We start from the raw sequence: 18,611 nt of genomic DNA, 5'->3' as shown, positions 1-18,611 counted from the left end.
CGCCGGTGAGCGGCTTCGGCCCGCCCCCGGGCACCCCCACGGGAGGCGGCCCGCGCCGCGCGCCGTCGTACCTGCCCCCGGGCGGGCTGGGCGGGCGCCGGACCGGCCCCCCCGGTCTCCCGCTGGCCAGCTCCGCCCACAAGCCCGGCATCGTCCCGCTGCGCCCGCTCTCGCTCGGCGACCTGCTCGACGGGGCCGCCAAGCACGTGCGCCGCAACCCGGGCACCGTCCTCGGGCTCAGCCTCGCGACCGTCGCGGTCTGCGCGGTCCCCGCGGTCCTCGTCTCCGCGCTCGTGCTCACCGGCACGTGGTGGTCGGCCGTCGACGCGTCCTTCGTGCTCGCCCCCGGCGAGGCCTCGGTGCTGCTGCTCGGCCTCGGCGTGGCCTTCGGCGTCCTCCTGCTCGTCGGGCTGCTCGCCCTGCCGGTGTCCGAGGCCGTCCTCGGCCGGCGCCCCGGGCTCGGCGCGCTGTGGGCGGGGCTGCGCCCGCGGCTGCCCCGGCTCGTGCTGCTCGAGCTCGTCCTCCTGCTGCTGCTCGCCGTGCCGCCGGTCCTCGTCGTCGTCTCGCTCGTCGTGCTCTCCGCCGGCCCGCTGCCGCTCGTCCTGCTCGCGGGGCTGCTCGGGACGCTGCTCGTGCTCGCCTGGACCGCGCTCGTGCTGTGGCGCACCGCGCTCGCCGCACCCGTGCTCGTCCTCGAGCGCCGCGGGGTGCGCGACTCCCTGCGCCGCGCCTGGTCGCTGTCGTCCGGCGGCTTCTGGCGGATCGCCGGCAGCACGCTGCTCGTCACCGCCGTCGCGCTGCTCGTCTTCCTCGTCCTCGGGCTGGTCGCCTCCGGGATCGCCACCCTGGTCACCCTCGTCGCGGGCCTCGACGGCGACACCGCCCAGGCCGGCCTGCTGCTCGCCTCCAACCTCGCCACCATCGGGGCCGCCGCCGTCGCGACCCCCTTCGTCGCCGGTGTCGTCGACCTGCTCTACGTCGACGCCCGGATGCGCCGCGAGGGGCTCGACGTCCTGCTCCAGCGCGCTGCCGCCCGCAGCGCCGCCCCGGCGGTCCGCCGGTGAGCGTCGTCGCGCTGCTCGCCGCGCACGCCGCCACCCACGCGTCGCTGCTCGCGGCGCGGCTGCCCGCCGCGCTCGACCCCGACCCGGACACGGCCCGCCGCTGGGTGCAGGAGGAGCTGGCCGGCAACGAGTACCAGGACCGTCGCTCCCTGCTCCAGCGCCTCCTGGACTGGGTGCAGCAGCGGCTGGCCGACCTGCAGGGCACCCCGGGCCGCGGCGGCGTCAGCCTGCCCCCCTTCGTCATCGCCGTGCTCGCCGGGGCGGTCGTCGTCGCGCTCGTCGTCCTCGCGAGCCGGGTGCGCCGCGAGCGCAGCACCGCCGGCGGCGGCTCGGCGACCGTCCTCGGCGACTCCACCCTCACCGCCCAGCAGCTGCGCGACCGCGCGGAGCGGGCGTTCGCCGACGGCCGGTACGACGACGCCGTGCTCGACCACGTGCGCGCCACCGCCCGCGACGCCGACGACCGCACCCTGCTCAGCGACGCCCCCGCCCTCACCGCGCACGAGGTCGGGCTGCGCCTGTCCCAGGTCTTCCCCGACCACGCGGGCGCCGTCACCCGCGCCACCGACCGGTTCGACGCGGTCGCGTACGGCCGGGTCGCCGCCTCCCGCGAGGATGCCGTCGACGTGCGCGACACCGGCGAGGTGCTGCGCCGGGCCCGGCCCCGGCTCACCCCCGCCCCCGCCCCAGCCCCTGCCCGAGCCCCGGTCGCTGCCCCGGTCGGCGTCGCGGCCGGGGCGCCGGGCGCCCGCCCCGACGGCGACGCGCCGTACGGCGACCTGCGGCGCGGCGGCCGCGCGACGACGGTCTCCACCGTCGCCGGGTCGGGTCGCGAGGACCGCCAGGGGCCGGGCGCCGACCCGGGCTCCGACGCGGTGTGGAGGGGCCCGTGACCCTCCTCGACCCCACCCCCGACACCACCGAGGGCACCGCCGCCGCGACCGCCGACGCCCCCGCGCGCCCGGCCCGGCGCCGCCGCCTGGTCTGGGTCGCGCTCGCCGTCCTCGTCGTCGGCGCCGCCGTCCTCATGAGCGCGCTGTCGCCCGGCGCGCCGAACCAGGCGCCGCTGGACCCGGACGACCCGGGCCGGTACGGCGCCCGCGCCGTCGCCGAGGTGCTGCGCCGCCAGGGCGTGCAGGTCGACGTCGTCCGCTCCCAGGACGCGCTGCTGGCCGCCACGGTCGACGGCGACACGACCGTCCTCGTCGCGACGACCGACGACCTCGCAGAGGCCACCATCGACCGGCTCGTCGAGGCCAGCAGCACAGCCCGGCGCCTCGTCGTCGTCGACCCGCCGTCCTGGGTCCTCGGCCACCTCGACCCGGACGTGCAGTCCGCGGCCCTGCCCGTCGCCGCCGGGGACCTGCGCACCGGCGACGCGTGCCGCACCCCCGACGTGCGCGACGGCGAGCAGCTGGCCCACGCCCAGCGCGGCTACCGCACGGCCCCCGACAGCGGGGTCGAGCCCGACGCCGCCTGCTGGGTGGGTGAGCAGGGCTACGCGACGTACCTCGCCCTCCCCGGCGACGTCGACCGCGCCCCGCTCGTGCTGCTCGGGTCGAGCACCGCCCTCGACAACGACGAGGTCGACGAGGCCGACGACGCCGCCGTCGTGCTGCGCACGCTCGGCGCGACGCCACGGCTGGTCTGGTACGTCCCGACCCTCACCGACATCCCGGCCGACGACACCTCGCGGACGCAGGAGGTCGTGCCCGGCTGGGTCGGGCCCGGCCTCGCGCTGCTGACGGTCGCCCTGCTCGGGGTGATGCTGTGGCGCGGGCGCCGCCTCGGTCGCCTGGTCCGCGAGCCGCTGCCGGCCGTCGTCCGCGCCGTCGAGACGACGCAGAGCCGCGGCCGGCTCTACCGCAGGGCCCGCGACACCGGCCGCGCCGCCGCGGTCCTGCGGGAGGCCACCCGCCGCCGGCTCGCCGGTTACCTCGGCCTGCCGCCCGGCGCCCCGCCGGACGTCCTCGTGCGGGCGACCGCCGCCGCAGTCGGGCAGCCCGAGCCCGACGTCGGCCACCTGCTCGCCGGTCCCCCACCGGCCACCGACGACGAGCTGCTCGGCCTCGCCACCCGGCTCGCCACCCTGGAGAGAGAGGTCCGCCGCTCGTGAGCGACACCCCGCTGAACCCCACCCCGCCGGCACCCACCGGGACGCCGTACGACGCCCCACCGCCCGCGCCGGCGGCGCAGACCCCGCCCACCCCGGGGCCGCAGGACCCGCCGACGCCGTCCGGCGACCCGCGCGCCGACCGGGCCCGCGAGGCGCTGCTCGCCGTGCGCCGCGAGGTCGCCAAGGCCGTCGTCGGCCAGGACGCCGCCGTCTCCGGGATCATCATCTGCCTGCTCGCGCGCGGGCACATCCTCCTCGAGGGGGTGCCCGGCACGGCCAAGACGCTGCTCGTGCGCACCCTCGCCCAGGCGCTGTCGGTCGACACCAAGCGGGTCCAGTTCACGCCCGACCTCATGCCGGGCGACATCACCGGCTCGGTGATCTTCGACGCCCACACGAGCGACTTCGTCTTCCGCGAGGGACCCGTCTTCACCAACCTGCTGCTGGCCGACGAGATCAACCGCACGCCCCCCAAGACCCAGGCGTCGCTGCTCGAGGCGATGGAGGAGCGGCAGGTCACCGTCGAGGGCACGCCCCGGGCGCTGCCCGCGCCGTTCCTCGTCGCCGCGACCCAGAACCCCGTCGAGTACGAGGGCACCTACCCGCTGCCCGAGGCCCAGCTCGACCGCTTCCTGCTCAAGGTCGTCCTCGAGGTCCCGCCGCGCGAGGCCGAGATCGAGGTCGTGCAGCGGCACGCGCGCGGCTTCGACCCGCGCGACCTGGCCGCCGCCGGGGTGCGCGCCGTCGCCGGGCCCGACGACCTCGCGGCCGGCGCCGCGGCGGTGCGCTCGGTGCAGGTGGCGCCCGACGTGGCGGCGTACATCGTCGACATCGCCCGGGCGACCCGGCAGGCGCCGTCGCTGTCGCTGGGCGTCTCCCCCCGCGGGGCCACCGCGCTGCTGGCGACCGCGCGGGCGTGGGCGTGGATGAACGGCCGCGCCTACGTCACCCCCGACGACGTCAAGGCGCTCGCCCAGGCCACCCTCGCCCACCGGCTCGCGCTGCGCGCCGAGGCCGAGCTCGAGGGCGTCAGCGTCGAGTCGGTGCTCGCGAGCGCCGTGGGCTCGGTCCCCGTCCCGCGCTGATGGCGCTCAGCTGGCGCGTCCCCGCGCTGCTGCTGCTCGGCCTCGTCGCCGTCGTCGTCCAGCCGACGCGCGAGGTCGTGCTGCTGTGGGTCGCCGGCGTCGTCGTCCTCACCCTGCTCGACGTCGTCCTCGCCGTCAGCCCGCGCCGGCTGCTGGTCGAGCGGGAGGCCGACGCGCAGGTGCGCCTCGGCGACTCCGGCACCTCGACGCTGCTGCTGACCAACCCGGGCCGGCGCACCCTGCGCGCGCTCGTGCGTGACGCGTGGCAGCCGTCGGCGGGGGCCGCCGGCGACCGGCACCGCCTCGTGCTCAAGGGCGGGGAGCGGCGGCGCCTGACGACCACGCTCACCCCGACCCGACGCGGCGACCGGCTCGCCGACCGGGTCACCGTGCGCAGCTTCGGGCCGCTGCGGCTCGGCGCCCGGCAGCGCTCGCTCGACGTCGGGGGCGCGGTGCGCGCGCTGCCGCCCTTCCACTCGCGCAAGCACCTGCCGTCGCGGCTCGCCGCCCTGCGCCAGCTCGACGGCCGCTCGGCCGTGCGGGTCCGCGGCCAGGGCACCGAGTTCGACTCGCTGCGCGACTACGTCGAGGGCGACGACGTGCGCTCGATCGACTGGCGAGCCACCGCCCGGCGCCGGCACGCCGTGGTGCGGACCTGGCAGCCCGAGCGCGACCGCCGCGTCATCCTCGTCCTCGACACCTCGCGCACCTCCGCCGCGCGCATCGAGGACCAGCCCCGGCTCGACGCCGCCATGGACGCCGCCCTCCTGCTCGCCGCGCTCGCCTCGCGCGCCGGCGACCGGGTCGACCTCGTCGCCGGCGACCGCTGGGTCCGGGCCCGGGTCGGCTCGGCCAACCGCACGACGCTGCTCGCCGACCTCGTCCAGGCCATGGCGCCGCTCGAGCCGGCCCTGCTCGAGGCGTCCTGGCCGACCCTCGCGTCCGCCGTCGCCGACACCTCCCGGCGGCGCGCGCTCGTCGTGCTGCTCACCGCGCTCGAGCCCTCCGTCGTCGAGACCTCGCTGCTGCCGACCCTCGCGACGATGACCGCGCACCACCGCGTCGTCGTCGCCTCGGTCGGCGACCCCGCTCTCGCCGAGATGGCCGGGCGCCGCTCGACCACGGCCGAGGTGTACGACGCCGCCGCGGCCGAGCGCACCCTCGCCCTGCGCGAGCGCACCGCGGCGACCCTCGGCCGGCTCGGCGTCACGGTCCTCGAGGCCGACCCGGAGCACCTGCCGCCCCGGCTCGCCGACCACTACCTGCTGCTCAAGAGCCAGGGCCTGCTCTAGCCGCGCGAGGCGGCGCCGTACGGGCGTCGGGCCCCTCCGGCGCACCCGCTATGCCGTGCCCCGCCCTGCGGGGCACGGCATAGTCCTTGCAGGTCAGGGGCACGTCGTCGTGCCGTGCCCCGCCCTGCGGGGCACCGCATAGCGTCCTCGCCGGACGCCGGCTGCACGCCGTCTGAAAAGAGTCTGGGGCGGGTGCATCCCGCCGCGAGGCTGCGGCGGAAGTAGGGGTGTAGGCGGTCGACGAGGACCGCCCCCGACCTCCCGAGAGGACCCGCCATGTCCCTGTCCGTGCGCCGCTGTCTCACCGCCTCCACCGCGCTCGCCGTCGTCGCGGCCGCCGGGGTGGCGGGCGCCGCCACCAGCTCGGCCGCCCCCAGCACCTCCGGCACCCAGAGCCTCGTCTCCGTCCTCATGGCCGACGGCGACACCTTCGACGGCAACTGGGACGACTACGACATCCTCACCCAGGCCGTCGTCGCCGTGCTCAAGGCCAAGCCGGACTCCCCCGTCAAGGTCCTCGCCGACGGCACCACGCCGGTCACCGCGTTCCTCCCGACCGACCGCGCGTTCCAGGACCTCGCCAAGAGCCTCACCGGCACGACGTACCACCAGGAGCGGGGCGTCTTCAACGCCCTCGTCTCGGCCGCCGGGGTCGACACCATCGAGGCCGTCCTGCTCTACCACGTCGTCCCCGGGGCGACCGTGACGTCCGCCGACGTGCTGGCCAAGCGCACCACCAAGGTCAACACCGCGCTGCCCGAGGCCGGGCTGACCATCGCCACCATCTCGGCGCCGTACGGCGTCGTGCGGCTGCGCGACCTCGACACCACCAGCAAGGACGCCTACCTCATCGGGTCGCAGCTCGACATCAACAAGGGCAACAAGCAGATCGCGCACGGCATCACCTCGGTGCTGCGCCCGATCGACCTCCCCTGACCCGTTCCCCGTCACACACCAACCGAGACACCAACCGAGAAACCAGGAGAAGCCATGAAGGCCCTGCGCCCGCTCGCCGTCCTCGCCCTCGCGGGGGCCCCGCTGCTCGTCGCCGCCCCGGCCCACGCCGCCGGTGACGCCACCGTCTCGATCCTGCACGCCGTCCCCGGCGCCACGGTCGACGTCTACGCCAACGGCAAGGCCCTGCTGACCGACTTCAAGCCGGGCACCCTCACCGACCCGCAGATGCTGCCCGCCGGCACCTACGACCTCAAGGTCACCGCCGCCGGCGCCGGCGCCGGCGGCACGGCCGTCACCGAGGCCAAGGGCGTCAACGTGCCCGAGGGCGCGAACATCACCGTCGTCGCGCACCTCACGGCGGACGGCAAGCCGGTCCTCACGCCGTACGTCAACGACACCTCGATGGTGCCCGCCGGCCAGGCGCGGCTCACCGTCCGTCACGACGCGGCCGCCCCGGCCGTCGACGTGCGCGCCAACGGCACCGCGGTGCTGAAGAACCTCACCAACCCCAACGAGGCGACCGCGGTGGTCCCGGCGGGCACGGTCAAGGCCGACGTGACCCTGGCCGGCACGAGCACCGTGGCCATCGGCCCGGCCGACCTGCCGCTCAAGGAGGGCGCCAACACGGTCGTCTACGCGTGGGGCAGCGCCACCGACAACAACCTGCAGCTCGCGGTGCAGACCATCACCGGGATGGACTCCGCCCCCGGCGGCGTCAACGCCGGCTCCGGCGGCCAGGCCGCCGCGAACGCCGACCTGACCCGGGTGCTGCTCGTCGGCGGCGCCGCGGTGCTCGCCGGTGGTCTGGTCCTGCTGCCGCGCCGCCGCGCGGCCAAGGTCGCCCAGCGCTGACCATGGCCGGTCGCATCTCGCGCGGGAGGGTGGTCGGCGCGCTGTCGGCCGCCCTCCTCGCGGGCGGCGCGACGGCGTACGCCACGGTCGGGGACGTCGGGGCGAACGCCGTCCCGGCGCCCCCGTCCCCCACCTCGTCCGCGGCTCCCGCCGTCCCGTCCCCCACCGGCCCCACGGGGGCGGCGGGGACGACGGGTGCGGCGTCGGCCGCGGCCCCCCGCCCGACCGTCACGGCCCGGGACGCCCGGATCACCGCGGCGGCCGCGGTCGCCGCCCCGGTGCGCCTGCAGGTGGGCCAGATCGGGCTCGACCTGCCGGTCGTGCCCGAGGCGGTCGCCGGCGACGGGCAGATGGCCCTGCCCCCGACCCCGTTCGAGGCGGGCTGGTACCGCTACGGACCCGCGCCCGGCGACCCCGACGGCGCGGCCGTCGTCGCGGCCCACGTCGACACCCGCGACGCCGGCGTCGGGCCGATGGCCGGGCTGGGGTCGGTGCGCCCGGGGGCGTCGGTCGTCGTCACCTCGGCGGACGGCACCCGGCACACCTACCGCGTCGAGTCGGTGCGCAGCGTGGCGAAGACCTCGCTGGACCTGCGCGCCCTCTTCACCCGCACCGGACCACCGCGACTGCACCTCGTGACCTGCGGCGGCGAGTACGACCGCGTCGCCCGGCACTACGAGAACAACGTCGTCGTCGTCGCCGTCCCGACCGGCCCCTGACCGGGCGGATCGGACGGTCCCCGTGCCATCCCGTCGGACAGCGGCGGCCCTCCTCCCCTACGGTGGGTCCATGTGGGCGCCCGACGACGTCGTGCAGCAGCCCGACGACGTCGCGGAGCGGCTCGTCGCCGGTGACCGGGACGCGCTCGCCGAGGCCTACCGGCGCTGGGCGCCGCTCGTGCACACGATCGCCGTCCGCGGCCTGCAGGACGCCCACGAGGCGGAGGACGTCACCCAGCAGGTCTTCGTCGCGGCCTGGAACGGGCGGCAGACGCTGCGGCCCGGGCCCGACGCGGTCCCGCGGTGGCTCGTCGGGATCGCCCGGCACAAGGTCGCCGACGTCCGGACGGCGCGCTGGCGCGCCCAGCGCAACCTGCAGGCGGTCGGCTCGGTCACCCGGCTGGAGGACGTGCGGCACGACGAGGAGGTCACGAGCCGCGTCGTCGTCGCCCACGAGCTCGAGCAGCTCGGCGAGCCCCGCGGCACGGTGCTGCGGCTCGCCGTGGTCGAGGGTCGCACCGCCGCCGAGGTGGCCGACGAGCTCGACCTGCCGCTCGGGACGGTCAAGAGCCACGTCCGTCGGGGACTCGTCCAGCTCCGTTCGCGCCTGAAGGAGGTCTGAGGTGGCGCACCCCGACACCGAGGCCCTCGCGGGTCTCGTCCTCGGTGCCGACTGGGCCGACGACGACCCGCAGGTCGCCTTGGCCGTCGAGCAGCACGTCGAGCAGTGCGCGGTGTGCCGCCGCACGGTCTCCGAGCTGCAGCACGCCCTCACCGTCGCCGGCACCGCCGGCGCCCTCGAGCAGCCGCCCGCCGGGCTGTGGGACCGCATCGAGGCCGACCTCGACGGGGTCGACGGCCCGGACCGCGAGCTCGTGACGGCCGGGGCCCGCCGGGCCGGCCCGGCGTCCTCGGCGCCCCCGGCCGGCACCGCCGTCGTGCGCCCGCTGCGCCGACGGGCGGTGCTGTGGTCGGCGGCCGCCGCCGTCGTCGGCCTCGGGGTGGGCCTCGGGTCGGGCTGGGTCATCAACCGCGCCGACGCCCCCCGCACCCCCACGGCCACCGCGACGACGACCTCGTCCACCGTGGCCAGCGTGCCGCTCGACACGCTCGACACCAAGCAGAACCTCGGCCAGGCCGCGCTCGTGCGCTCGTCGGACGGGCTCGACCTGCGGATCGCGACCGCCCGGCTCGACCCGGGCGCCGGCTACCTCGAGGTGTGGCTGCTCAACCGCGACGGCAAGCGGATGGTCTCGGTCGGCGTGCTCGGCTCCGGCGGCAGCGACACCTTCCCCGTCGCCCAGTCGGTCATCGACAACGGCTTCGTCACCGTCGACATCAGCCGCGAGGCCTTCGACGAGAACCTCCAGCACTCCGGCGACAGCCTCGTGCGCGGGACGCTCGGGATCTGACCGGGCGTCAGACGACCGGGGCGGTCTCGCCGCGGTCGGCGGGGACCAGGTCGCCGGTCTCGCCGCGTCGCGCGGCCCACCGGCCGAGCGTGAAGACGTAGGTGAGGAAGGCGAGCTCGGCGAGGACCCCGACGCCGATGCGGGCCCAGGTCGGCAGCGGCGACGGGGTGACGAAGGCCTCGATGAGGCCGGTGACGAGCAGGACCAGCGCGAGGCCGAGGGCGAGCGACAGCGCCGCGCGTCCCTCCTCGGCGACCGCCTGCCCGCGGGTGCGCGGCCCCGGCTCGATCCAGGCCCAGAAGATGCGCAGGCCCGCGCCCGCGGCGACGAAGACGCAGGTCAGCTCGAGCATGCCGTGCGGGAGGATGAGGCCGAAGAACAGGTCGGCCCGCCCGTGCGTCCACATGATCCCGCCGATGACGGCGACGTTGACGACGTTCTGGAAGAGCAGGTAGACCACCGGCACCCCGAACACGCCGAGGGCCAGGCAGAGCGCGGTGACCCAGGCGTTGTTGGTCCAGATCTTGACGGCGAAGGAGCCGGCGGCGTACTGCGTGTAGTAGCCGGCGAAGTCGTTGTCGACCAGCTGCTGCACCTCGGACGGCGACAGCAGCGACGTCTCGAGCGCGGGATGGGCGACGAGGTACCACCCCATGACGAACGCCGCCGCGACGTTGACGCCCAGCGTGGTCAGCCACCAGCGCCGGGTGTGGAACAGCGCGGCCGGGAAGGTGACGGTGAGGAAGCGCACGACGTCGGACCACGTGAAGGTGCGGGTGCCGGCCGAGCGCAGCCGCGCCCGGGCCAGCAGCGAGGACAGGTGCGCGACGAGCGTCGGCTCGGGCGAGCGCGTGCGGACCTCGGACAGGTGGGTCGCGACGCGCTGGTAGAGGTCGAGCATCTCGTCGGCCTCGGTGCCGCTCAGCCGCCGCTGGCCCGACAGCTGCTCGAGCCGCGACCACTCGCCGTGGTGGGCGGTCACGTAGGCGTCGAGGTCCACGCGGTCACTCTAGGTGCCCCCCGCGCCCGGCGCGCCGTAGGCTGCCGTCACCGGGTGGCACGACGCCGTACGGCGGCCGGTGCGGCGGATCGGGAGGGGGACGGGTGAGCGAGACGAGCCTGACCGTCGGCGTGGGCGAGGACGACCTCGTCACCGGCGAGGCGGTCGCCCTCGACCTGCCGCCGGCCTCGATCGGGCCGCGGATCCTGTCCGGGTTCATCGACAACGTCGTGCTCTTCGGGCTGGCCGCCGGCGTGCTCACCGCGGCGGGGGCCCTGTCCGACCAGCTCGACGACGCGCTCATCGCGGGGGTGCTGCTCACCGCGACCGTCCTCGTCCTCGTCGCCTCGCCGATCGCCTTCGAGACCCTCACCCGGGGCCGGTCGCCGGGCAAGTACGCCGTCGGGCTGCGGACCGTGCGCGACGACGGCGGTCCGATCACCTTCCGGCACGCGTTCGTGCGCGGGATGCTGCGCTACGTCGAGGTCTACGTCCTCTACGGCGTCCCGGCGATCATCTGCGCGCTGGTCAACCGTCGCGGGAAGCGGGTCGGCGACCTGCTCGCCGGCACGTACGTCGTCCGCGACCGGGTGACCGCCCAGCTCGCCCCGCCCGTGCCGATGCCGCCGCACCTCGCCGGGTGGGCCTGGCACGCCGACATCGGTGCCCTGCCGGACGAGCTGGCGATGGCCGTGCGCACCTTCCTGCCCGCGGCGGCGACGATGGAGCCGTCCGCCCGGGAGGCGATGGGCCGCGCGCTGCTCGCCGAGGTGTCGACGTACGTCTCCCCCGCGCCGCCCCCGGGGAACCACCCGGAGCACGTCCTCGCCGCCGTCGTCGCCGACCGCCGCCGGCGCGACCTCGAGCGGCTCCAGCGCGAGGACGCCGTACGGCGTCGCGTGCGGGTCGCCGACCCGCTCTCCCCGTCGCCCTGGCTCTGACCCGAATCGGGTTCGGCGCACTCGGCTCGGGTCGTGACCCGAGCCGAGTGGGGCGAATCCGATTCGCGGGGGTCAGGCCAGCCCGAGGGCGGCGTACCCGGGCTTGACCGTGCCCTCGATGATCGCGAGGCGCTGGTCGAAGGGCAGGAAGGCCGACTTCATCGCGTTGACCGTCACCCAGCGCAGGTCGGCGAGGTCCCAGCCGGCCTCCTGGGTGAGCAGGGTCGTCTCGCGGGTCATCGTCGTGCCGGACATCAGCCGGTTGTCGGTGTTGAGGGTGACCCGGAAGCGCAGCCGCTTGAGCAGCGTGATCGGGTGCAACCCGACCGACACCGCGGCGCCGGTCTGGATGTTGCTGCTCGGGCACATCTCGAGCGGGATGCGCCGGTCGCGGACGTACGCCGCGAGCAGCCCGAGGTAGACCGAGCCGAGGTCGACGTCGTCGTACGACGTCACGCCCCGCGCCTGCGCGGCCGGGAGCCACTCGGCGAAGGGCAGGCCCTCGATGGTGATGTCGTCCATGATCCGCACGCCGTGGCCGAGCCGGTCGGCGCCGCACCACTGGATGGCCTCCCAGATCGACTTCAGCCCGAAGGCCTCGCCGGCGTGGATGGTGAAGTGGGCGTTCTCGCGGCGCAGGTACTCGAACGCGGCCAGGTGCCGGGTGGGCGGGTAACCCGCCTCGGCGCCGGCGATGTCGAACCCGGCGACGCCGTCGTCGCGGTAGCGCACGGCGAGCTCGGCGATCTCGGCGCTGTTCGCCGCGTGCCGCATCGCCGTGAGCAGCGCGCGGACGCGGATCGGGGTGCCGGCCGCGGCGGCCTGCTCCTCCCCCTCGCGGAAGCCCTCGTTGACCGCCTCGACGACCTGGGCCAGGCGCAGCCCGCCGTCGAGGTGCTGCTCGGGGGCGTAGCGGCTCTCGGCGTAGACGACGCCGTCGGCGGCGAGGTCGAGGACGGACTCGCGGGCGATCCGGCGCAGCCCCTCGGTCGTCTGCATGACCGCGACGGTGTGCTCGAAGGTCTCCAGGTAGCGCACGAGCGAGCCGGAGTCGGCGCTGTCGCGGAACCAGTCGGCGAGGGCGTCGGCGCCCTGCGCGGGGAGGGTGTGCCCGATGCGGTCGGCCAGCTCGGCCACCGTCGCCGGCCGCACGCCCCCGTCGAGGTGGTCGTGCAGCACGACCTTCGGGGCCCGTCGCAGTACGTCCTCGCTCACGCTCACCACGGCGCTCACCCTAGCGTCCGAGAGTTTGGCGGCTGGGGGCGCCGAGATCTCGGACGCTAGGACATGGCGATCCGTAGCGTCCGAGAGTTTGGCGGCTGGAGCCGCCGAGATCTCGGACGCAACCGGCAGGCGTCAGGCGATGCGGTCGACGACGAGCGGGAGCAGGTCGGGGCGCGAGCCCTCGGGGGCGATCGTGTACGCGCCCTCGAGCGCCGCCAGGGCGCGCTCGAACCGCTCCGGCGTGTCGGTGTGCAGGGTCAGCAGCGGGTCGCCGCCGCGGACGACGGCGCCCGGCTTCGCGTGCAGCTCGACCCCGGCGCCGGCCTGCACCGGGTCCTCCTTGCGGGCGCGCCCGGCCCCGAGCCGCCACGCGGCGACCCCGACCTGGAGGGCGTCGAGCGAGGTGAGCACCCCGTCGGCCGGCGCGGCGACGACGTGCGTCTCGCGGGCGCGCGGCAGCTCGGCGTCCGGGTCGCCGCCCTGCGCGGCGATCATCCGCCGCCACGCGTCCATGGCCCGCCCGTCGGCGAGCGCGTCGGCCGGGTCCACGTCGTCGCGCCCGGCCGCGGCGAGCATCTCGCGGGCGAGGACGAGGGTCAGCTCCACCACGTCGGGCGGCCCGCCCCCGGCGAGCACCTCGACCGACTCGCGCACCTCGAGCGCGTTGCCGGCGGTGAGCCCGAGCGGGGTCTGCATGTTGGTGAGGACGGCGACGGTCCGCACGCCCGCGTCGGTGCCGAGCTCGACCATCGTGCGGGCCAGCTCGCGCGCGGAGTCGACGTCCTTCATGAACGCGCCCGAGCCGACCTTGACGTCGAGGACGAGCGCGCCGGTGCCCTCGGCGATCTTCTTGGACATGATCGAGCTGGCGATGAGCGGGATGGCCTCGACGGTGCCGGTGACGTCGCGCAGCGCGTAGAGCTTCTTGTCGGCCGGGGCGAGCCCGTCACCCGCCGCGCAGATGACCGCGCCGACGTCGTCGAGCTGGGCCAGCATCTCGGCGTTGGACAGCGCGGCACGCCACCCGGGCACCGACTCGAGCTTGTCGAGCGTCCCGCCGGTGTGGCCGAGCCCGCGCCCGGACAGCTGCGGTACGGCGACCCCGCACGCCGCCACGAGCGGCGCCAGCGGCAGCGTGATCTTGTCGCCGACCCCGCCGGTCGAGTGCTTGTCGGCGGTCGGCCGCGAGAGCGAGGAGAAGTCCATCCGCTCCCCCGACGCGATCATCGCCGCGGTCCACCGGGAGATCTCGCGGCGGGTCATCCCGTTGAGCAGGATGGCCATCGCGAGGCTGGACATCTGCTCGTCGGCGACGACGCCGCGGGTGTAGGCGTCGACGACCCAGTCGATCTGGCCGTCGCTCAGCTCCCCCTTCCCGCGCTTGGTGACGATGACGTCGACGGCGTCGTGCGGCTCGGTGGTGCTCATGCGCCCATCATCGCGCGTCCGACGGCCCGTCCCGTACGGCGTCGCGCGCCGCCGCCGCGTCGAGGTCCTGCGCCCCGAACGCCTGCGGCAGCACGGCGCTCATCGGCAGCACGCCCTCGGGGGTGGCGAGCAGGCAGTCGGCCCCGCCGTTCTCCCACAGCAGCTGCCGGCACCGACCGCACGGCATGAGCGGCTCACCGTCGCCCCCGACGCACGCGACGGCGGTCAGCCGCCCGCCGCCGGTGAGGTGCAGCTGCGAGACCATGCCGCACTCGGCGCACAGCGCGACGCCGTACGCCGCGTTCTCGACGTTGCACCCGGCGACGACGCGGCCATCGTCGACGAGCCCGGCCACCCCGACGGGGAACCGGCTGTACGGCGCGTAGGCGTGCCCCATCGCCTCGACGGCGGCGGCGCGCAGCGCGTCCCAGTCGACGTCCCGCTCTGACGTGGTCGCCACTAGACGGCCTCGCCCTTGCGGTAGACCTTGCCGTCGGCGGCGGGCATCCTCAGCCGCTGCGAGAAGAGCGCGAGGACCAGCAGCGTGGCGACGTACGGCGTCATGCTGGTGAACTCGTCGGGCACCCGCGAGACGAGGGCGAACCACACGAACGCCGCGACGCCCATGACGACGGTGACGACACCGGTGACGGGCTTGCCCTGCCGGCGGCGCCACAGCTGCCAGGCGCCCCACAGGACGAGCCCGATGGCGATCGGCAGCAGGTAGGCGCGCACGACGTCACCGCCGCCGCGCAGCTGGATGGCGTCGGTGTAGCCGAAGAGCGCCGCGCCGCCGGCGAGCCCGCCGGGGCGCCAGTTGCCGAAGATCATCGCAGCGAGGCCGATGAAGCCGCGCCCGCCCTCCTGGCCCTCGCGGTAGAGGTTGGAGGCGACGAGGACGAGGAAGCCGCCGGCGAGGCCGGCCATCCCGCCCGAGATGAGGACGGCGGCGAACTTGTAGCGCAGCACGTTGACGCCGAGGGTCTCGGCGGCCTCGGGCGCCTCGCCGCAGGAGCGCAGCCGCAGCCCGAACGGGGTGCGCCACAGGACGTACCACGACGCGACGAGCAGCAGCACGGCGATGATCGACAGGACGTTGAGGTTCGTCGTCAGGGCGCGCAGGATCCCGGCGAGGTCGGCGACCAGCCAGACGTGCGAGGCCTCGACGTCGTCGAGCAGCCCGCTGACGCCCGGCACGCTGACGAACGGCAGCTGCTGCAGCGTCGGCGACTGGGTCGGGCCACCGCCGGGCAGGCCGTCGAAGGTGCGGCCGGCGAGGTACGACGCCATGCCGATCCCGAGCAGGTTGAGGGCCACGCCGGAGACGATGTGGTCGACGCCGAAGACGACGGTCGCGAGCGCGTGGACCGCGCCGCCGATGACGCCGAGCAGGATCGCGCCGAGGATGCCCACCCACGGCCCGTGGTGGTAGCCGAAGTAGCCGGCGCCCCACGTGCCGAGGGTCATCATCCCCTGCAGGCCGATGTTGACCACGCCCGCGCGCTCGCTCCACAGGCCGCCGAGGCCGGCGAGGCCGATGGGCATGGCCAGCCCGATGGCCGCGGCGATCGCGCCGGCGGAGTCGATGTCGTGGGCGCCGGTGACGACGCGGACGGTCGAGACGACGACGAGGACGCCGACGACGACCGCCGGCCACCACCAGCCCGGGCGCCGAGGTCCCGGTCCCCGCAGCGCGTTCGACTCGTGACCGACACCGGGCCGCACGAACAGCTCGGCCGCTGACGACATCCTCGAGCGGTCGCTCATGCCGGGGCTCCTTCCGGGGCCGGGGCGGGTCGCTGGGCCAGCTCGCTGGCCACCCGGCGCTGCTCGATGCGGACGCCGGCCCGGCGGACCAGCTCGTAGGCGACGACGACGCTGAGGACGATGACGCCCTGGATGACCCCGACGAGCCGGTCGGACACACCGGCCGCGATCTGCAGGCCGTTGCTCTGCTGGTCGAGGTAGCCCCACAGCAGCGCGGCGAAGGCGATGCCGACCGGGTGGTTGCGCCCGAGCAGCGCGACGGCGATGCCGGCGAAGCCGAGGCCCGACTGCACCGTGTCGCCGTAGTGGTAGTCCTGCCCGAAGAGCAGCGGCATCCCGACGAGGCCGGCGACGGCGCCGGAGAGCATGACCGACGCGACGACCATCCGCTTGACCTTGACGCCGCTGGCGACGGCCGCGCTCTCGGACCGGCCCGCCGCGCGCAGGTCGAAGCCGAACCGGGTGCGCTCGAGGACGAACCAGTAGCCGACCCCGACGAGGATCGCGAGGACGACGAGGCCGTAGACCTTGGCCGGGGTGGCGATGATCCCGTCGAGCGAGATGCCCGGCACCCGCGAGTCGGTCGGCAGGTCGGCGGTGTTCGTCGCGTTGCTGCCCGCCTGCTTCACCGCGGTCTTCCCCAGCAGGAAGGAGACGAGCTGGGTGGCGATCGCGTTGAGCATGATCGTCGAGATGACCTCGGAGACGCCGCGGCCCACCTTGAGCAGGCCGGCGATGGCCGCCCACGCGGCGCCGCTGGCCATCGCCACGACGAGCGCCACGAGGATGTTGAGCCAGCCCGGCAGCCACCCCTGGCCCGCGAACAGCGCGGCGGCGAACGAGGCGACGCGGTACTGGCCGTCGACCCCGATGTTGAAGAGGTTCATCCGGAAGCCGATGGCGACCGCGATGGCCGAGATGTAGTAGATCGTCGCGCCGTTGACGATGGCGATGACCTGGCGCGGCAGCGGCACCTTGAGCAGCTGCGCCCACACCGCGCCGACGGGGTCGCCCGCGACGAGCAGGATGACCGTCGTCACGACGAACGCGACGAGGACGGCCAGGACGGGGGCGGCGAGGCCGAGGGCGACCGTCCGCGGGTCGAGGCGCTTCACGCCTGCTCCTCCTTCGCTCCGGTCATGGCGGCGCCGAGGTCCTCCCGGGTGACGGTCGCGGGGTCGAAGTCCCCCGACAGCCGGCCGCGCAGCATGACCCGGATGGTGTCGGACAGCCCGACGAGCTCGTCGAGGTCGGCCGAGACGAGCAGGACGGCGAGGCCGTCGCGCCGGGCCTGCTTGATGTGGCCCCAGATCGCGGCCTGCGCGCCGACGTCGACGCCCCGGGTGGGGTGCGCGGCGAGCAGCACCTTGGGCCGGTGGCGCATCTCGCGGCCGATGATGAGCTTCTGCTGGTTGCCACCGGAGAGCGACTCGGCCATCACCGCGATCGACGGGGTGCGCACGTCGTAGTCCCGGACGATCTGCTCGGTGTCGCGGCGGGCGGCGGCGGCGTCGATGAGACCGCCGCGCAGGTTGGGCTTCTCGGTCTGGTGGCCGAGGATGACGTTCTCCCACAGCGGCGCCTCGAGCAGCATCCCGTGCCGGTGCCGGTCCTCCGGGATGTAGCCGACGCCGGCCTCGCGGATCTCCCGCGTCTGCCAGTCGGTGATGTCCGTCCCGGCGAGGATCACCCGGCCGGCGGTGGCGTCGCGCATGCCCATGACGACCTCGACGAGCTCGGCCTGGCCGTTGCCCTCGACCCCGGCGATGCCGAGCACCTCCCCCGCGTGGATGCTCAGCGTGACGTCGTCGAGCAGGTCGGGGCTGCCGGGGGCGCCGGCGAGCCGGACCCCGGCGATCTCGAGGACGACCCGGTCGGTGACCGTCGAGTCCTCGGTCTCCGGCGACGGCAGCGCGGAGCCGACCATGAGCTCGGCGAGCTGGCGGGCGGTGACGCCCTTCGGGTCGACGCCCTGGCGCACGGTGGTGCCGCGGCGCACCACGGTGATCTCGTCGGCGACGGAGAGGACCTCGTCGAGCTTGTGGGAGATGAAGATGACGGTGAGGCCCTCGGCGGTCAGGCCGCGCAGGTTCTCGAAGAGCTCCTCGACCTCCTGCGGCACGAGCACCGCCGTCGGCTCGTCGAGGATGACGATCCGCGCCCCGCGGTAGAGGACCTTGAGGATCTCCACCCGCTGGCGGCGGCCCACGCCGAGGTCGGCGACCAGGTCGTCCGGGTCGACGCCGAGGCCGTAGGCCTGGGAGATCCGGGTGATCTCGGCGCGCGCCGCGTCGCCGATGCCGTGCAGCCTCTCCGCGCCGAGCACGACGTTCTCGAGGACGGTGAGGTTGTCGGCGAGCATGAAGTGCTGGAAGACCATGCCGATGCCCGCCTTGATGGCGTCGGTCGGGCTCTTGAGCGCCATCGTCGTCCCGTCGACGGCGATCGTGCCCTCGTCCGGCTGCTGGACGCCGTACAGGATCTTCATCAGCGTCGACTTGCCCGCGCCGTTCTCGCCGACGATGGCGTGCACCGTGCCACGCCGCACGGTGATCTCGATGTCCTTGTTGGCGACGACGCCGGGGAAGCGCTTGGTGATGCCGTGCAGCTCGACGGCAGGGGGATCTTGCATGGGCACGGGCTCCAACCTAGAGGGGCGCCGTCGTACGGCGCGAGACCCGGGCGACTCCTCTCGGGTCGCCCGGGTCTCGGGGTGCTCGGGTCGATCGGGGTCGATCTCGGGGGGACGGCGGC

18 protein-coding genes are annotated in these 18,611 nt (G+C 75.4%); 11 read left to right on the top strand and 7 right to left on the bottom strand.

What is annotated here, in order from left to right:
• The first annotated feature begins 5 nt into the window (after window positions 1-5).
• The 10 genes from FB458_RS12675 to FB458_RS12630 all read left to right on the top strand — a co-directional run bounded on the left by FB458_RS12675 (window position 6) and on the right by FB458_RS12630 (window position 9,497).
• Window positions 6-1,064 (top strand): glycerophosphoryl diester phosphodiesterase membrane domain-containing protein, encoded by a 1,059-nt coding sequence (locus tag FB458_RS12675; protein WP_141848808.1) that lies wholly within the window; start codon window positions 6-8, stop codon window positions 1,062-1,064.
• Window positions 1,061-1,957 (top strand): DUF4129 domain-containing protein, encoded by an 897-nt coding sequence (locus FB458_RS12670; protein WP_141848807.1) that lies wholly within the window; start codon window positions 1,061-1,063, stop codon window positions 1,955-1,957. Before FB458_RS12675 ends, FB458_RS12670 begins: the two co-directional genes overlap by 4 nt.
• Complete coding sequence (locus FB458_RS12665; protein ID WP_141848806.1) at window positions 1,954-3,180, top strand: DUF4350 domain-containing protein; 1,227 nt, start codon at window positions 1,954-1,956, stop codon at window positions 3,178-3,180. The genes FB458_RS12670 and FB458_RS12665 overlap by 4 nt, the downstream gene beginning before the upstream one ends.
• A complete protein-coding gene (locus tag FB458_RS12660; RefSeq protein ID WP_425460844.1) occupies window positions 3,177-4,265 on the top strand; it encodes an AAA family ATPase in 1,089 nt (362 codons plus the stop codon). The genes FB458_RS12665 and FB458_RS12660 overlap by 4 nt, the downstream gene beginning before the upstream one ends.
• Window positions 4,265-5,557, top strand: a complete 1,293-nt coding sequence (locus tag FB458_RS12655; RefSeq protein ID WP_141848805.1) for a DUF58 domain-containing protein — start codon at window positions 4,265-4,267, stop codon at window positions 5,555-5,557. Before FB458_RS12660 ends, FB458_RS12655 begins: the two co-directional genes overlap by 1 nt.
• 276 nt (window positions 5,558-5,833) lie before the next feature.
• Entirely contained in the window at window positions 5,834-6,493 is a 660-nt protein-coding gene (locus FB458_RS12650) for a fasciclin domain-containing protein (RefSeq protein ID WP_141848804.1), read from the top strand.
• A 54-nt stretch (window positions 6,494-6,547) separates the two neighbouring features.
• Window positions 6,548-7,366 carry a DUF4397 domain-containing protein gene (locus tag FB458_RS12645; protein WP_141848803.1) on the top strand — a complete coding sequence of 273 codons (819 nt, stop codon included), beginning with the start codon at window positions 6,548-6,550 and terminating at the stop codon, window positions 7,364-7,366.
• Window positions 7,367-7,368: 2 nt separating this feature from the next.
• Window positions 7,369-8,085 (top strand): class F sortase, encoded by a 717-nt coding sequence (locus tag FB458_RS12640; protein ID WP_141848802.1) that lies wholly within the window; start codon window positions 7,369-7,371, stop codon window positions 8,083-8,085.
• A gap of 70 nt (window positions 8,086-8,155) precedes the next feature.
• Window positions 8,156-8,707 (top strand): RNA polymerase sigma factor, encoded by a 552-nt coding sequence (locus FB458_RS12635; RefSeq protein ID WP_141848801.1) that lies wholly within the window; start codon window positions 8,156-8,158, stop codon window positions 8,705-8,707.
• 1 nt (window position 8,708) lies between these two features.
• The gene (locus tag FB458_RS12630) at window positions 8,709-9,497 is read left to right on the top strand and encodes an anti-sigma factor domain-containing protein (protein ID WP_141848800.1); all 789 of its coding nucleotides are present in this window, start codon (window positions 8,709-8,711) and stop codon (window positions 9,495-9,497) included.
• Between the two features lie 7 nt (window positions 9,498-9,504).
• On the opposite strand, the gene FB458_RS12625 is transcribed toward FB458_RS12630, so the two are convergent.
• Window positions 9,505-10,497, bottom strand: coding sequence for a stage II sporulation protein M (locus tag FB458_RS12625; RefSeq protein WP_141848799.1), 993 nt, complete (start codon window positions 10,495-10,497; stop codon window positions 9,505-9,507).
• Between the two features lie 104 nt (window positions 10,498-10,601).
• Between FB458_RS12625 and FB458_RS12620 the strand changes: the two genes are divergently transcribed.
• Window positions 10,602-11,438: an RDD family protein gene (locus FB458_RS12620; RefSeq protein ID WP_141848798.1), complete on the top strand. Its 837-nt coding sequence runs from the start codon at window positions 10,602-10,604 to the stop codon at window positions 11,436-11,438.
• A gap of 72 nt (window positions 11,439-11,510) precedes the next feature.
• Here the strand turns inward: FB458_RS12620 and FB458_RS12615 are convergent, their stop codons facing one another.
• From FB458_RS12615 to FB458_RS12590, 6 genes are all read right to left on the bottom strand, one after another.
• Window positions 11,511-12,653, bottom strand: a complete 1,143-nt coding sequence (locus FB458_RS12615) for an adenosine deaminase (RefSeq protein ID WP_425460843.1) — start codon at window positions 12,651-12,653, stop codon at window positions 11,511-11,513.
• A gap of 141 nt (window positions 12,654-12,794) precedes the next feature.
• Window positions 12,795-14,090 (bottom strand): thymidine phosphorylase, encoded by a 1,296-nt coding sequence (locus FB458_RS12610; RefSeq protein WP_141848797.1) that lies wholly within the window; start codon window positions 14,088-14,090, stop codon window positions 12,795-12,797.
• Window positions 14,091-14,097: 7 nt separating this feature from the next.
• Entirely contained in the window at window positions 14,098-14,550 is a 453-nt protein-coding gene (locus FB458_RS12605; protein WP_141848796.1) for a cytidine deaminase, read from the bottom strand.
• Window positions 14,550-15,857, bottom strand: coding sequence for an ABC transporter permease (locus FB458_RS21630; RefSeq protein ID WP_246061195.1), 1,308 nt, complete (start codon window positions 15,855-15,857; stop codon window positions 14,550-14,552). Before FB458_RS21630 ends, FB458_RS12605 begins: the two co-directional genes overlap by 1 nt.
• Complete coding sequence (locus FB458_RS12595) at window positions 15,854-16,972, bottom strand: ABC transporter permease (RefSeq protein ID WP_141848795.1); 1,119 nt, start codon at window positions 16,970-16,972, stop codon at window positions 15,854-15,856. Before FB458_RS12595 ends, FB458_RS21630 begins: the two co-directional genes overlap by 4 nt.
• Window positions 16,969-18,489 carry an ABC transporter ATP-binding protein gene (locus FB458_RS12590; RefSeq protein ID WP_141848794.1) on the bottom strand — a complete coding sequence of 507 codons (1,521 nt, stop codon included), beginning with the start codon at window positions 18,487-18,489 and terminating at the stop codon, window positions 16,969-16,971. The genes FB458_RS12595 and FB458_RS12590 overlap by 4 nt, the downstream gene beginning before the upstream one ends.
• Between the last annotated feature and the right edge of the window lie 122 nt (window positions 18,490-18,611).

The organism is Lapillicoccus jejuensis, assembly GCF_006715055.1.
Lineage (GTDB): Bacteria > Actinomycetota > Actinomycetes > Actinomycetales > Dermatophilaceae > Lapillicoccus > Lapillicoccus jejuensis.
The sequence above is the reverse complement of the archived record's forward strand: the minus strand, read 5'-3'. Positions and strand labels throughout refer to the sequence as shown.